Origin of the sequence: Escherichia sp. E1130, from assembly GCF_005781065.1 — a bacterium.
Lineage (GTDB): Bacteria > Pseudomonadota > Gammaproteobacteria > Enterobacterales > Enterobacteriaceae > Escherichia.
Map to the genome: position 1 here is coordinate 173,756 of NZ_VATL01000004.1, position 14,990 is coordinate 188,745.

At 53.0% G+C, this 14,990-nt stretch carries 12 protein-coding genes; 6 read left to right on the plus strand and 6 right to left on the minus strand.

All coding sequences use genetic code 11. The annotated features are described in order from the left end of the window. Nucleotides 1-20: 20 nt before the first annotated feature. The 4 genes from fixX to FEK66_RS03615 are packed head-to-tail and all read right to left on the minus strand — an operon-like array spanning nt 21 to nt 3,368. Complete coding sequence (gene fixX / locus FEK66_RS03600) at nt 21-308, minus strand: ferredoxin-like protein FixX (protein WP_000203747.1); 288 nt, start codon at nt 306-308, stop codon at nt 21-23. Further along, nucleotides 305-1,591, minus strand: coding sequence for an FAD-dependent oxidoreductase (locus FEK66_RS03605; RefSeq protein WP_135493446.1), 1,287 nt, complete (start codon nt 1,589-1,591; stop codon nt 305-307). Before FEK66_RS03605 ends, fixX begins: the two co-directional genes overlap by 4 nt. A gap of 50 nt (nt 1,592-1,641) precedes the next feature. After that, complete coding sequence (locus FEK66_RS03610) at nt 1,642-2,583, minus strand: electron transfer flavoprotein subunit alpha/FixB family protein (protein ID WP_135493445.1); 942 nt, start codon at nt 2,581-2,583, stop codon at nt 1,642-1,644. 14 nt (nt 2,584-2,597) lie between these two features. After that, the gene (locus tag FEK66_RS03615) at nt 2,598-3,368 is read right to left on the minus strand and encodes an electron transfer flavoprotein FixA (protein ID WP_135493444.1); all 771 of its coding nucleotides are present in this window, start codon (nt 3,366-3,368) and stop codon (nt 2,598-2,600) included. A gap of 472 nt (nt 3,369-3,840) precedes the next feature. Between FEK66_RS03615 and caiT the strand changes: the two genes are divergently transcribed. From caiT to caiE, 6 genes are all read left to right on the plus strand, one after another. Then, nucleotides 3,841-5,355, plus strand: coding sequence for an L-carnitine/gamma-butyrobetaine antiporter (gene caiT / locus FEK66_RS03620; RefSeq protein ID WP_130221654.1), 1,515 nt, complete (start codon nt 3,841-3,843; stop codon nt 5,353-5,355). A 30-nt stretch (nt 5,356-5,385) separates the two neighbouring features. After that, nucleotides 5,386-6,528, plus strand: coding sequence for a crotonobetainyl-CoA dehydrogenase (caiA, locus tag FEK66_RS03625; RefSeq protein ID WP_130204853.1), 1,143 nt, complete (start codon nt 5,386-5,388; stop codon nt 6,526-6,528). A 127-nt stretch (nt 6,529-6,655) separates the two neighbouring features. Continuing rightward, a complete protein-coding gene (gene caiB, locus FEK66_RS03630; protein ID WP_130204851.1) occupies nt 6,656-7,873 on the plus strand; it encodes an L-carnitine CoA-transferase in 1,218 nt (405 codons plus the stop codon). Nucleotides 7,874-7,945: 72 nt separating this feature from the next. Beyond that, entirely contained in the window at nt 7,946-9,499 is a 1,554-nt protein-coding gene (caiC, locus tag FEK66_RS03635; RefSeq protein WP_135493443.1) for a crotonobetaine/carnitine-CoA ligase, read from the plus strand. A gap of 109 nt (nt 9,500-9,608) precedes the next feature. Further along, nucleotides 9,609-10,394, plus strand: coding sequence for a crotonobetainyl-CoA hydratase (gene caiD / locus FEK66_RS03640; protein WP_135493442.1), 786 nt, complete (start codon nt 9,609-9,611; stop codon nt 10,392-10,394). Nucleotides 10,395-10,399: 5 nt separating this feature from the next. Continuing rightward, nucleotides 10,400-10,990: a carnitine operon protein CaiE gene (gene caiE / locus FEK66_RS03645; protein WP_135493441.1), complete on the plus strand. Its 591-nt coding sequence runs from the start codon at nt 10,400-10,402 to the stop codon at nt 10,988-10,990. A 118-nt stretch (nt 10,991-11,108) separates the two neighbouring features. On the opposite strand, the gene caiF is transcribed toward caiE, so the two are convergent. Beyond that, nucleotides 11,109-11,504, minus strand: coding sequence for a carnitine metabolism transcriptional regulator CaiF (caiF, locus tag FEK66_RS03650; protein ID WP_130204845.1), 396 nt, complete (start codon nt 11,502-11,504; stop codon nt 11,109-11,111). A 259-nt stretch (nt 11,505-11,763) separates the two neighbouring features. Next, nucleotides 11,764-14,985: a carbamoyl-phosphate synthase large subunit gene (gene carB, locus FEK66_RS03655; RefSeq protein ID WP_130204843.1), complete on the minus strand. Its 3,222-nt coding sequence runs from the start codon at nt 14,983-14,985 to the stop codon at nt 11,764-11,766. Between the last annotated feature and the right edge of the window lie 5 nt (nt 14,986-14,990).

Consider the following 14,990-nt stretch of genomic DNA (forward strand, 5'->3'; position numbering starts at 1 on the left):
CGTTACGTATCAAACCAACATCAGCCGTAACGAAACTCCACACCAAAGGTACCGCGCGGGTATTCCCACTGTTCCAGCGCCGACCCCAGCCCCAGAATGCGGCAGGTGCCACACTCCAGACATCCGGCGTAATCAAAGCGCACACTGCCGTCATCCTGCTTCTTGTACAGACCTGCGGGGCACGCTTTCACCAGCAGCTCCAGCACCTGTTTATCGGCATCGGCCTTCACAACAATGTGCGGATGCTCTTCATCGACATTGAATTTATTGACGCCCAGTTTGACGTCCACATTGACGGGAGAAGTCATAAAACGGTCACTCCTTTCATGCCATCCTTGATCAGATTGATGAAGCCCACCTTCTTGCCGTGGCGGAGGATTTTCTTGCGCATCAGTTCCGGCGCGCTGCCGTCAATGGTGAACAGGTCACGCGCCACGCCCACCGCCAGTTCCGGGTAGCCGCTAAACATGCGTGGATTATCAAGGAACGCCGGTAGTTTCTGGTACATGCGCATATCGCGCAGCGGGCCACTCTCCAGATGCTGACGATATTCCGCCAGTTTCTGCTTACTGAAATCGTCGTTTTTCATCGCTGAAAGCACGGTTTTTGCTGCGGCTTCCCCGGCGGCAATCGCCAGATCCATACCGCGAATGGTAAAACCGAGGTTCATACACATTCCGGCGGCATCACCGGCAATCAATACGCCATCACCGACCAGCTCCGGCAGCATGTTGATGCCTGCTTCCGGCACTACGTGAGCGGAATATTCCACCAGCTTGCCGCCCGCGATCAGCGGTGCAACGGCCGGATGCTGTTTGAAATCTTCCAGCATCTGCGGCACCGATTTTTTTGCGTCATGCAGATGATGCAGACCACAAACCAGCCCCAGCGACAGGGTATTTTCATTGGTATAAAGGAAGCCGCCGCCCATCAGGCCATCGGTGGGGGAACCCGCAAACAGGCAAGCCGCACCCTGATTACCCTGCAACTGAAAACGGTCTTCGATAACCGACTTCGGTAACTCGATCAGTTCCTTCACGCCAACCGCCACATCCGTCGGTTTAACGCGTTTTGCCATCCCCAGCTTTTCGGCAAGGATGGAATTCACCCCATCAGCAAGGATCACTGTTTTCGCTTCAATCACATCGCCATCGGCTTCTACACCGACAACTTTGCCATCGCGCTGTACGAGGTTATCGACGCGAATCCCGGTAATTAACTGCGCGCCCGCGTCTTCGGCCTGCTCCATCAACCAGGCATCAAATTTACTGCGCAAAACGGAGTAAGAACGCTGGGATGGCGAGGTTTCATCACCATTGCAGTAGTCCATGGTCATCGCTGACTTTTCCGTCATAAACGCGAGTTTTTCATGGGTGATCAGGCGTTCTACGGGGGCGGAGTCGGCGAAACCAGGAATAATGTGTTCCAGACTGTGGGCATAGAGACGCCCGCCAGTGACGTTCTTGGCACCTGCGGAATTACCACGCTCGATAACTAACACTTGCGCCCCTTCGCGGGCGAGCACCAGTGCGGCAACCGAACCGGCAAGCCCAGCACCGACGATGATGGCGTCAAAGATATCTTCGGACATAAGAACTCCCTGTCAGCGGCAGGGCCGAAATGCAGCCCTGCCAGAGTGGATCAACGCGCTAAAGCTGCGGTCAGCGCCGGAAGGATCTTCACGGCGTCGCCAACAATGCCGTAATCCGCATACTGGAAGATCGGCGCATTTTTATCTTTATTGATGGCGAAAATGGTTTGCGACGCGTTAGCGCCAACCATGTGCTGGATCTGCCCGGAGATCCCCACCGCCAGATACAGTTCAGGTTTCAGCATCAGGTTGGAGATACCGACATAGCGTTCGTGCTCCATCCATTTTTCGTTTTCCGCCACCGGACGAGAACAGGCCAGCTCCGCACCTATCGCCTTGCAAAGCTGTTCTGCCAGCGCAATGTTCTCTTTGCTGCCAATGCCGCGACCGACGCTGACCACCAGACGGGCTTTGTCGAGATCGACGCTGTTGCTCTGGCGCGACTGGGTTGCCGTGCGGGTAATCGCCACAGCCGGAGCCTGCCACTCCACGGTGTGCGTTTCGCCAGTGCGTGACGCGTCTGGCTGAGCCGCATCAAACGTGCCGCTGCTGATGGTCAGTACCGCATACGGCGTGGCAATGCGTTCTTCGCCAATTGCCAGGCCGCCGTAAACCATGTGTTTCACCGTCGCTTTACCGTCCTGTACGCTGACGGTGCTGGCATCGTTAGAAACTGCCGCTTTGAGGCGATAACCCAGTTTTGCCGCCAGTAATTTGCCGCGACGGGTGTTTGGCAGCAGTACCAGGCCGTCTGCGCCGTGCTGGCGAATAGTGTCAGCCATGACACTGGCGTAATCTTCGATCATCCGATCGTCCGGTTTGCCGCTTAATTTCCAGACATGATTAGCGCCGAGCTGGATTGCCTGTACGCCATCGGCATCATTGAGAACAAAGGCATTGATTTGATTAGCTAAAGCCTGCGCACCGTTCATCAGTTCCGGCAGACGAGAAGGGGTATCGCTGAATACCCAGACTTGAGAAAACGTGTTCATAGCATCCCCTGTAATTAAATGACTTTGCGAAGATTTTCAGCAAATGCGGCGATCTGTTCTTCGCCGTCGCCTTCAATCACGATGCGCTGACGCTCGCGCTGTTTCGGCGCGGCAACCTGTTGTTCAGACCACGCAACCTCCGCGTTAAAACCGATATCCGCCGCCGACCACACCTGGACTGGCTTTTTCGCCGCGCCGAGAATGGATTTCATCGAAGGAATTTGTGGGGAGTTGATATCAGTGGAAACAGCAACAACCGCAGGCAGCGGAATGCTTAACGTTTCTGTTTCATCTTCCAGTTCGCGCTCAACGGTGAGGGTATCTGCCGTCAGGGAGATAATTTTGCTGACGCCGTTAACTGCCGGAATATTGAGGATTTCGCCCACCAGCAGACCAACCTGCTGGGCATAAAGGTCGGAAGAACCGTCGCCGCAGAGGATCAGATCAAAGCCAGCTTTCTGTGCCGCGGCAGCCAATGCAGCCGCCGTTTGTTGCGGCAGTGCCTGCTCGAACTGGTCATCAATCACCACAATCAGTTCATCCGGGCCGCGCGATAGCACATCTTTACGCCCTTTGGCGTTGGTCAGGGCTTTACCGCCCACACTTAAGGCCGTCACCTGCGCCTCTGCCGCCTGCTGTTTTAACTGGCAAGCCGCTTCAATAGCGTTCAAATCGTATTGGCTTATTTTCGCATCGGCTTTACTGAAGTCTAACGAACCATCAGCATTATTGACCGCAATATCCTGTTCATCAGGCACGCACTTATAGCAAGTAATAATCTTCATTGCATCTCCAGAAATCATGAAGGAAACGTCGTTCATATCGGTGGTGTTAATTACAGATAGCACGTCCTTTAATTCGGGAATAAAACTTTAATCACCAATATTGAAAATGTCACACGCAGATAAATCCAACTTTCAATATTGTTAAGCTCCTCACCAATATTGAAAACATGGCGTAGCAAAGAGAAATTTTCAATATTGTTTTATGGATCACCAATATTGAAAGTCAGATGCTATTTTTTTACTCACAATCAAATCCATCATATTGATTAATAATGGATATTTACACAAAGACACTCTGTTTTTACCCGATGAAAAACTGTGATTTACATCACAGAATGCAGCCAATTGAATACCCATTATGAGTTAGCCAGTAACGCGTCCACGAGGTTAATAATAATTATATTAAATGTTAACAAAAATAAAACAAACGGGAACGCAAAATAAATATTCGTTTTCACAGTGGAATTAACTCATGACAAAAGAAAAGAGTAAAACGGGAATAGAACCGAAGGTGTTCTTTCCGCCATTAATAATCGTTGGCATACTTTGTTGGCTTACCGTAAGGGATCTGGATGCGGCGAATGTCGTTATTAATGCTGTATTCAGTTACGTCACCAATGTATGGGGATGGGCATTTGAATGGTATATGGTGGTGATGCTTTTCGGCTGGTTCTGGCTGGTGTTTGGCCCGTATGCCAAAAAGCGTTTAGGTAACGAGCCGCCAGAGTTTAGCACCGCCAGTTGGATCTTTATGATGTTCGCCTCCTGTACGTCAGCCGCCGTACTGTTCTGGGGATCGATTGAGATCTACTACTACATCTCCACACCGCCATTTGCTTTAGCGCCAAACTCTACTGGTGCGAAAGAACTGGGGCTGGCCTACAGTTTGTTTCACTGGGGACCGCTACCGTGGGCCACTTACAGCTTCCTTTCCGTCGCCTTCGCGTACTTCTTCTTTGTCCGCAAAATGGATGTGATTCGCCCCAGCTCCACTCTGGTGCCGCTGGTCGGTGAAAAACATGCCAAAGGCTTGTTTGGCACTATCGTCGATAACTTCTATCTGGTGGCGCTGATCTTCGCAATGGGCACCAGTCTGGGTCTTGCCACGCCGCTGGTGACCGAGTGTATGCAGTATCTGTTTGGTATTCCGCATACCCTGCAACTGGACGCTATCATCATTACCTGCTGGATCATCCTCAACGCTATCTGCGTCGCCTGTGGTCTGCAAAAAGGGGTGAAAATCGCCAGCGATGTGCGCAGCTATCTGAGTTTCCTGATGCTTGGCTGGGTATTCATCGTCAGCGGCGCCAGCTTCATCATGAACTACTTCACCGACTCGGTGGGGATGTTGCTGATGTATCTGCCGCGCATGTTGTTCTATACCGATGCCGTTGGCAAAGGCGGCTTCCCGCAGGGCTGGACCGTGTTCTACTGGGCATGGTGGGTGATTTACGCCATCCAGATGAGTATCTTCCTGGCGCGTATTTCCCGTGGTCGTACCGTGCGTGAACTGTGCTTCGGTATGGTGATGGGGCTGACAGCATCCACCTGGATCCTGTGGACCGTACTCGGTAGTAACACTCTGCTGTTGATGGATAAAAACATCATCAACATTCCAAACCTGATCGAACAGTATGGTGTGGCGCGCGCCATCATCGAAACCTGGGCCGCTCTGCCGCTCAGCACTGCCACCATGTGGGGCTTCTTCATTCTCTGCTTTATTGCCACCGTTACCCTGATTAACGCCTGCTCTTACACCCTGGCGATGTCCACTTGCCGCGAAGTACGCGATGGCGAAGAGCCGCCGCTGCTGGTGCGTATCGGCTGGTCAGTGTTGGTTGGTGTTATCGGCATTGTTCTGCTGGCGCTCGGCGGCCTGAAACCGATTCAAACCGCCATCATCGCCGGAGGATGCCCGCTGTTCTTCGTCAACATTATGGTGACGCTCTCCTTTATTAAAGACGCGAAACAGAACTGGAAAGATTAATTAACCCCCAAAATATCAAGAGGTTGAAAGATGGATTTTAATTTAAATGATGAGCAGGAACTGTTTGTCGCCGGTATCCGCGAACTGATGGCCAGCGAAAACTGGGAGGCCTATTTTGCCGAGTGCGACCGTGACAGCGTCTACCCGGAACGTTTTGTCAAAGCACTGGCGGATATGGATATCGACAGCCTGCTGATCCCGGAAGAGCACGGTGGTCTGGATGCGGGGTTTGTTACCCTCGCCGCCGTGTGGATGGAACTGGGTCGTTTGGGGGCGCCAACCTACGTGCTGTACCAGTTGCCAGGCGGGTTTAACACCATCCTGCGTGAAGGCACACAAGAGCAGATCGACAAGATTATGGCTTTCCGCGGCACCGGTAAGCAGATGTGGAACTCAGCGATTACCGAACCGGGCGCGGGCTCCGACGTGGGTAGCCTGAAAACGACTTATACCCGTAGAAATGGTAAGATTTATCTTAATGGTAGTAAGTGTTTTATTACCAGCAGCGCCTACACCCCGTACATCGTGGTGATGGCGCGCGACGGGGCTTCTCCGGACAAACCTGTCTACACCGAATGGTTTGTTGATATGAGCAAACCAGGCATCAAAGTGACCAAACTTGAGAAGCTCGGTTTGCGTATGGATAGCTGCTGTGAAATCACCTTTGACGACGTGGAACTGGACGAGAAAGACATGTTCGGTCGGGAAGGTAACGGCTTTAACCGCGTCAAAGAAGAGTTCGACCATGAACGTTTCCTGGTAGCCCTGACCAACTACGGTACGGCGATGTGCGCCTTTGAAGATGCGGCGCGCTACGCCAACCAGCGCGTGCAGTTTGGCGAGGCGATTGGTCGTTTCCAGTTGATTCAGGAAAAATTCGCCCACATGGCGATCAAATTAAACTCCATGAAAAACATGCTGTATGAAGCTGCGTGGAAAGCAGACAACGGCACCATCACCTCTGGCGATGCAGCGATGTGCAAATACTTCTGCGCCAATGCGGCATTTGAAGTGGTGGATAGCGCAATGCAGGTGCTGGGCGGTGTCGGGATTGCGGGCAACCACCGCATCAGCCGCTTCTGGCGTGATCTGCGTGTAGACCGCGTCTCCGGGGGATCTGACGAAATGCAGATCCTGACGCTGGGTCGTGCGGTGCTGAAGCAATACCGCTAAGTCCGTGCGCTGCCTGATGCGACGCGGCCGCGTCTTATCAGGTCTACGGAAGCACGAATGTCGGCCGGATAAGGCGTTTACGCCGCATCCGGCAGTCATGCGCTACACAATTTTTCAGGAGCTAATAATGGATCATCTACCCATGCCGAAATTCGGGCCGCTGGCCGGATTGCGCGTTGTCTTCTCCGGTATCGAAATCGCCGGGCCGTTCGCCGGGCAAATGTTCGCAGAATGGGGGGCGGAAGTTATCTGGATCGAGAACGTCGCCTGGGCCGACACCATTCGCGTTCAACCTAACTACCCGCAGCTCTCTCGTCGCAATTTGCACGCGCTGTCGTTAAATATTTTCAAAGATGAAGGCCGCGAAGCGTTTCTGAAATTAATGGAAACCACCGATATCTTCATCGAAGCCAGTAAAGGTCCGGCCTTTGCCCGTCGTGGCATTACCGATGAAGTCCTGTGGCAGCACAACCCGAAACTGGTTATCGCTCACCTGTCCGGTTTTGGTCAGTACGGCACCGAGGAGTACACCAATCTTCCGGCCTATAACACCATCGCCCAGGCCTTCAGTGGTTACCTGATTCAGAACGGTGATGTTGACCAGCCAATGCCTGCCTTCCCGTATACCGCCGATTACTTTTCTGGCCTGACCGCCACCACGGCGGCGCTGGCAGCACTGCATAAAGTGCGTGAAACCGGTAAAGGCGAAAGCATCGACATCGCCATGTATGAAGTGATGCTGCGTATGGGCCAGTACTTCATGATGGATTACTTCAACGGCGGCGAAATGTGCCCGCGCATGACCAAAGGTAAAGATCCCTACTACGCCGGTTGCGGTCTGTACAAATGCGCCGACGGCTACATTGTGATGGAACTGGTGGGCATTACTCAGATTGCAGAATGCTTTAAAGATATCGGCCTCGCACATCTGCTCGGCACGCCGGAAATCCCGGAAGGCACCCAGCTTATCCACCGTATCGAATGCCCTTACGGACCACTGGTAGAAGAGAAACTCGATGCCTGGCTGGCGGCGCACACCATCGCGGAAGTTAAAGAACGCTTTGCTGAACTGAATATCGCCTGCGCCAAAGTGCTGACCGTACCGGAACTGGAAAGCAATCCACAGTATGTGGCTCGTGAATCAATCACCCAGTGGCAAACGATGGATGGTCGCACCTGCAAAGGGCCAAACGTGATGCCGAAATTCAAAAATAACCCAGGCCAAATCTGGCGCGGAATGCCATCACATGGCATGGATACGGCTGCCATTTTGAAAACTATCGGCTACAGCGAAAACGACATTCAGGAGTTGGTCAGCAAAGGTCTGGCCAAAGTTGAGGACTAAACGCGTGGCGCCAGCCGGCTTGCCTGACTAGCGCCCGCCCAATAACAAACGAACAAAATGGATAGAGGTGCAATGGATATCATTGGCGGACAACATCTACGTCAAATGTGGGACGATCTGGCGGACGTTTACGGTCATAAAACGGCGCTGATTTGTGAATCCAGCGGCGGAGTCGTTAACCGGTATAGTTATCTTGAGTTAAATCAGGAGATTAACCGCACGGCAAACCTGTTTTATACGCTGGGGATTCGCAAAGGCGACAAGGTTGCTCTACATCTCGACAACTGCCCGGAATTTATCTTTTGCTGGTTCGGGCTGGCAAAAATTGGCGCGATTATGGTGCCGATTAACGCCCGCCTGTTACGCGAAGAAAGCGTGTGGATCCTGCAAAATAGCCAGGCGTGCCTGCTGGTGACCAGTGCGCAATTCTATCCTATGTATCAACAGATTCAGCAGGAAGATGCCACTCAGTTGCGGCACATTTGCCTGACAGATGTGGCGCTTCCCGCTGATGATGGTGTGAGTTCGTTTACTCAACTGAAAAATCAACAACCTGCCACCTTGTGCTATGCACCGCCGCTAACGACCGACGATACGGCGGAAATTCTCTTTACCTCCGGTACCACTTCCCGACCGAAAGGGGTGGTGATTACCCATTACAACCTGCGCTTCGCTGGATATTACTCCGCCTGGCAGTGCGCACTGCGTGACGATGACGTCTACCTGACGGTAATGCCTGCATTTCATATCGATTGCCAGTGTACTGCGGCGATGGCGGCGTTTTCTGCCGGAGCCACCTTTGTGCTGGTCGAGAAATACAGCGCTCGCGCCTTCTGGGGACAGGTACAGAAGTATCGCGCCACCGTTACCGAATGTATTCCGATGATGATCCGTACGTTGATGGTGCGACCGCCTTCAGCGAGCGATCAGCAACACCATCTGCGGGAAGTAATGTTTTATCTCAACCTGTCGGAGCAGGAAAAAGATGCGTTTTGTGAACGCTTCGGCGTTCGCTTGCTGACCTCTTATGGGATGACGGAAACCATTGTTGGCATTATCGGCGATCGCCCTGGCGATAAACGACGCTGGCCGTCGATTGGCCGGGCGGGATTTTGCTACGAAGCGGAGATCCGCGACGATCACAATCGTCCGCTCCCGGCTGGTGAGATCGGTGAAATCTGCATTAAAGGCGTACCGGGAAAAACCATCTTCAAAGAGTACTTTCTCAACCCTGAGGCCACCGCTAAAGTCCTGGAAGCTGATGGCTGGCTGCATACTGGCGATACCGGATACTGCGACGAAGAGGGCTTTTTTTATTTCGTCGATCGTCGCTGCAATATGATCAAACGCGGTGGGGAGAATGTCTCTTGCGTAGAGCTGGAAAATATTATCGCCGCGCACCCGAAAATTCAGGACATCGTGGTTGTTGGTATTAAAGATTCGATTCGCGATGAAGCCATCAAAGCGTTTGTGGTGCTGAATGAAGGTGAAATATTGAGCGAAGAGGAATTCTTCTACTATTGCGAACAGAATATGGCGAAATTTAAAGTGCCCTCTTATCTGGAGATCAGAAAAGATCTACCACGTAATTGCTCGGGGAAAATAATCAGAAAGGCGCTGAAATAAACACTACAGCAGGGTACTACTCTGTCTGGTAATAATCACGTTCAACAATAATATGCATTTTTTTGCAGGGGCGTTGTCGTCCCTGAAAAAGCAAAAATGGAGAAAAGGAATGAGTGAATCATTACATCTGACCCGCAATGGATCAATTCTGGAAATTACCCTAGATCGCCCAAAAGCGAATGCTATTGATGCGAAAACCAGCTTTAAAATGGGCGAAGTATTTCTAAATTTCCGTGACGATCCGCAATTACGTGTCGCCATTATTACCGGTGCCGGAGAGAAATTCTTTTCCGCAGGCTGGGATTTAAAAGCAGCAGCAGAAGGCGAAGCACCGGATGCTGACTTTGGTCCGGGTGGTTTTGCGGGCTTAACCGAAATTTTCAATCTGGATAAACCGGTCATCGCAGCCGTGAACGGCTACGCCTTTGGCGGCGGCTTTGAACTGGCGCTGGCGGCAGATTTTATTGTTTGTGCCGATAACGCCAGCTTCGCCCTGCCGGAAGCCAAACTGGGCATCGTTCCTGACAGCGGCGGTGTGCTGCGTCTGCCGAAGATCCTGCCGCCTGCCATCGTCAATGAAATGGTGATGACCGGCAGAAGAATGGGCGCAGAAGAGGCGCTGCGTTGGGGGATAGTCAACCGCGTAGTTAGCCAGACGGAACTGATGGATAACGCCCGCGAACTGGCGCAGCAACTGGTTGACAGCGCCCCGCTGGCGATTGCGGCGCTGAAAGAGATCTACCGCACCACCAGCGAAATGCCAGTAGAAGAAGCGTATCGCTATATTCGCAGCGGCGTGTTGAAACACTACCCATCAGTTCTGCATTCGGAAGATGCCCTTGAAGGGCCGCTGGCGTTTGCCGAGAAGCGCGATCCGGTGTGGAAAGGACGTTAACAACCGTGAGCTATTACGCCTTTGAGGGGTTAATTCCGCTGGTTCACCCGACGGCGTTTGTCCATCCCAGTGCAGTATTGATTGGCGATGTGATTGTGGGGGCCGGAGTCTACATCGGCCCCCTCGCCTCGCTGCGTGGTGACTACGGGCGTTTGATCGTGCAAGCGGGAGCCAATATTCAGGATGGCTGCATTATGCATGGCTACTGCGACACTGACACCATCGTTGGAGAAAACGGCCATATCGGGCACGGAGCGATCCTGCATGGTTGTGTGATTGGTCGCGATGCATTGGTCGGGATGAACAGCGTGATTATGGATGGCGCGGTCATTGGCGAAGAGAGCATTGTTGCCGCCATGAGTTTTGTCAAAGCAGGCTTTAGCGGCGAGAAACGCCAGTTGTTGATGGGTACGCCAGCCCGCGCTGTACGCAATGTGAGTGACGACGAGTTACACTGGAAGCGGTTAAATACCAAAGAATATCATGATCTTGTCGGGCGTTGTCATGCATCGTTACATGAAACGCAGCCGTTGAGGCAAATGGAGGAAAATCGCCCCCGTTTGCAGGGGACGACGGATGTGACGCCGAAACGGTAACATCGTCAGATGCGGCATAAACGCCTTATCCAACCCGGCTGGAGAGCAACCGTAGGCCGGATAAGATGCGCCAGCATCGCATCCGGCGACCAGGTCGCACGGTATCAACGAAATGACATTAACGACGCATACTCTTTGACAACATCATCTGCCACTTCTGCTCGCGGTTAAGTTCCGTGAGCGGAACGGCAGGAATACGCGGCGTCTTTCTTACGCCGACTAATTTATCCCGGCTGTTATTGCGCAGGCGCGCGTAAATTTGCTCATCGATATCGACCACTTTTACCAGTCGCTGGCACTGGCATCCCCGCCCTTCCAGCTTATTAGGGATCATCTTAACTTCGCAGCTTATTTCTGCGACTTCCGACAGAATATAAGTCAGGGTATTAACCGCCTTGCTGTGTTCAATATCGAAATGAATAGAGATCTCTCTTGCTATCACCCACCGGTTTTCAGCCATCATCCATTCGGCGATTAACAAATAGAGTGGTTTTTCAACACATCCTTCACACATACGAACTCCAGTTTCACAAATTAAAAGACTGGCTATGACTCGTTTTGCAGCAATTAAACAAGGCCATATTAAAATTGTGGATATATCGATAGTATGCAACCTAACGAAGGATTAGTGTGAGCAAAATCCTGCTTACGCCATCAAAAATATGAATTCCAACAAAGTTTTGTCTTACAGATAAAAAAACGGTCCTCTTTCGAGAACCGTATTAGTTATTCGATCAAATTGGCGAATAAAACATATCCGCCATCACACGCTATTATTTGATCTGTGCGTGCATTTCCTGCACCGAAATAACTTTTTCGGTCGCATCGGCATTCAGCGCCATCGCGGTAGCGAAACCACCGTTCAGGGTGGTGTCATAATGCACTTTATATTGCAGCGCACTGCGACGAATCACGCGGGAGTCTTCAATCGCGCGACGACCTGAGGTGGTGTTGATGATGTAGGTGTATTCGCCATTCTTGATACGGTCCTGAATGTGCGGACGACCTTCATGCACCTTGTTTACCAGACGCGGATTAATGCCCGCTTCGCCCAGCACAATCGCCGTGCCGTGGGTCGCATCCAGCTCGAAGCCCTGTTTCAGCAGTTTTGCCGCCAGGTCCACCACGCGTTCTTTGTCGCCTTCACGCACGGAGAGCAGCGCACGGCCCTGTTTCTTCATGGTGGAGTTACTGCCCAGCTGCGCTTTGGCAAACGCTTCAGCGAAGGTGCGCCCGACGCCCATCACTTCCCCGGTGGAGCGCATTTCTGGCCCTAACAGCGGGTCAACGCCCGGGAATTTGTTGAACGGCAGCACCACTTCTTTCACCGAGTAGTACGGCGGGATGACTTCTTTAGTCACGCCCTGCTCAGCCAGCGATTTGCCTGCCATCACGCGCGCCGCCACTTTTGCCAGCGGCACGCCGGTGGCTTTGGAGACGAACGGAACGGTACGCGCCGCACGCGGGTTAACTTCAATCAGGTAGACTTCGTTGTTTTTCACCGCAAACTGCACGTTCATCAGGCCGCGCACCTGCAATTCGAAGGCCAGTTTCTGCACCTGTTGGCGCATCACATCCTGAATTTCCTGACTTAAGGTGTAGGCTGGCAGAGAACATGCGGAGTCACCGGAGTGCACGCCCGCCTGCTCGATGTGCTCCATAATGCCGCCAATCAGCACCATTTCGCCGTCGCAAATAGCATCCACATCTACTTCTACCGCGTCATCGAGGAAGTGATCCAGCAACACTGGCGCATCGTTAGAGACACTCACCGCCGTCTGGAAGTAGCGACGCAGGTCAGCTTCGTCATAGACGATTTCCATCGCCCGACCGCCGAGAACGTAAGACGGGCGCACCACCAGCGGGTAGCCAATCTCTTTTGCCTTCTCAACCGCCATTTCAATAGCGGTAACGGTGGCGTTCGCCGGTTGTTTCAGTTTCAGACGGTCAACCGCATGCTGGAAGCGTTCACGGTCTTCCGCACGGTCGATAGCATCCGGGCTGGTACCGATAACCGGGACGCCAGCGGCTTCCAGCGCACGTGCCAGTTTCAGCGGAGTCTGACCACCGTACTGGACGATAACGCCTTTCGGCTTCTCGATACGCACGATTTCCAGTACATCTTCCAGGGTTACCGGCTCGAAGTAGAGGCGATCGGAAGTGTCGTAGTCGGTGGAGACGGTTTCCGGGTTACAGTTCACCATAATGGTTTCGTAACCGTCTTCACGCAGCGCCAGCGAGGCGTGTACGCAGCAGTAGTCGAATTCGATACCCTGACCGATACGGTTCGGGCCGCCGCCAAGCACCATGATTTTTTCACGGTCGGTAGACGGATTCGATTCGCACTCTTCTTCATAAGTGGAGTACATATAAGCGGTGTCGGTGGCAAATTCTGCCGCACAGGTATCCACGCGCTTATAAACCGGGTGCAGATCATACTGGTCGCGCAGCTTGCGGATTTCCGCTTCGCGAACGCCCGCCAGTTTAGCCAGACGCGCATCGGCAAAGCCTTTGCGTTTCAGCTGGCGCAGGAAGTCAGCGTTCAGGCCAGTGATGCCCACTTCTGCCACTTTCTCTTCCAGACGCACCAGCTCTTCAATCTGTACCAGGAACCAGCGGTCAATGTTGGTCAGGTTGAAGACGCCGTCCACAGACAGGCCCGCACGGAAAGCATCGGCGATGTACCAGATACGCTCTGCGCCTGCGTCTTTCAGTTCGCGACGGATTTTGGTTAACGCTTCCGGGTCATCCAGGCTCACTTTCGGGTCGAAGCCAGTTGCGCCCACTTCCAGGCCGCGCAGCGCTTTTTGCAGGGATTCCTGCTGCGTGCGACCAATCGCCATCACTTCGCCAACCGATTTCATCTGAGTGGTCAGACGGTCGTTAGCACCGGCGAATTTCTCGAAGTTGAAGCGAGGAATTTTAGTAACCACATAGTCGATGGACGGCTCGAAGGAGGCCGGAGTACGCCCGCCAGTGATGTCGTTCATCAGTTCGTCGAGGGTGTAACCCACCGCCAGTTTCGCCGCTACTTTAGCAATCGGGAAGCCGGTCGCCTTCGACGCCAGCGCCGAAGAACGGGACACGCGCGGGTTCATTTCGATAACAATCAGACGACCGTTTTTCGGGTTCACCGCAAACTGAACGTTGGAACCACCGGTTTCAACGCCGATTTCACGCAGCACCGCCATCGAGGCGTTACGCATGATTTGATATTCTTTGTCGGTCAGCGTTTGCGCTGGCGCGACAGTGATGGAGTCACCGGTGTGGATGCCCATTGCATCGAAGTTTTCGATAGAGCAGACGATGATGCAGTTGTCGTTTTTATCACGCACCACTTCCATCTCGTACTCTTTCCAGCCAATCAGCGACTCATCAATCAGCAGCTCTTTGGTTGGGGAGAGATCCAGACCGCGGGCGCAGATTTCTTCAAACTCTTCGCGGTTATAAGCGATACCGCCACCACTACCGCCCATTGTGAAGGATGGGCGAATAATGCACGGGAAGCCCACGTCAGCGGCAACCGCCAGCGCTTCTTCCATCGTGTGTGCAATACCGGAACGCGCAGTTTCCAGACCGATTTTCTTCATCGCTACGTCGAAACGGCGGCGGTCTTCTGCTTTATCAATCGCATCGGCGGTAGCACCAATCATGGTGACGCCGAACTCTTCCAGCACACCCTGACGCTCCAGCTCCAGCGCGCAGTTCAACGCCGTCTGACCGCCCATCGTTGGCAGCACTGCGTCCGGGCGCTCTTTTTCAATAATCTTGCGTACCACTTCCCAGTGAATCGGCTCGATGTAGGTCGCATCAGCCATTTCCGGGTCGGTCATGATGGTCGCCGGGTTGGAGTTCACCAGAATAACGCGGTAACCCTCTTCGCGCAGGGCTTTACATGCTTGCGCGCCAGAGTAGTCAAACTCACACGCCTGACCGATAACAATCGGGCCCGCACCCAGAATCAGGATACTTTTTATATCTGTACGTTTTGGCATGACTC

What these genes read in the sequence shown, in the direction of transcription:
- fixX (WP_000203747.1), bottom strand. Translation starts at nt 308, where the DNA reads ATGACTTCTCCCGTCAATGTGGACGTCAAACTGGGCGTCAATAAATTC.
- FEK66_RS03605 (WP_135493446.1), bottom strand. Translation starts at nt 1,591, where the DNA reads ATGTCCGAAGATATCTTTGACGCCATCATCGTCGGTGCTGGGCTTGCC.
- FEK66_RS03610 (WP_135493445.1), bottom strand. Translation starts at nt 2,583, where the DNA reads ATGAACACGTTTTCTCAAGTCTGGGTATTCAGCGATACCCCTTCTCGT.
- FEK66_RS03615 (WP_135493444.1), bottom strand. Translation starts at nt 3,368, where the DNA reads ATGAAGATTATTACTTGCTATAAGTGCGTGCCTGATGAACAGGATATT.
- caiT (WP_130221654.1), top strand. Translation starts at nt 3,841, where the DNA reads ATGACAAAAGAAAAGAGTAAAACGGGAATAGAACCGAAGGTGTTCTTT.
- caiA (WP_130204853.1), top strand. Translation starts at nt 5,386, where the DNA reads ATGGATTTTAATTTAAATGATGAGCAGGAACTGTTTGTCGCCGGTATC.
- caiB (WP_130204851.1), top strand. Translation starts at nt 6,656, where the DNA reads ATGGATCATCTACCCATGCCGAAATTCGGGCCGCTGGCCGGATTGCGC.
- caiC (WP_135493443.1), top strand. Translation starts at nt 7,946, where the DNA reads ATGGATATCATTGGCGGACAACATCTACGTCAAATGTGGGACGATCTG.
- caiD (WP_135493442.1), top strand. Translation starts at nt 9,609, where the DNA reads ATGAGTGAATCATTACATCTGACCCGCAATGGATCAATTCTGGAAATT.
- caiF (WP_130204845.1), bottom strand. Translation starts at nt 11,504, where the DNA reads ATGTGTGAAGGATGTGTTGAAAAACCACTCTATTTGTTAATCGCCGAA.
- carB (WP_130204843.1), bottom strand. Translation starts at nt 14,985, where the DNA reads ATGCCAAAACGTACAGATATAAAAAGTATCCTGATTCTGGGTGCGGGC.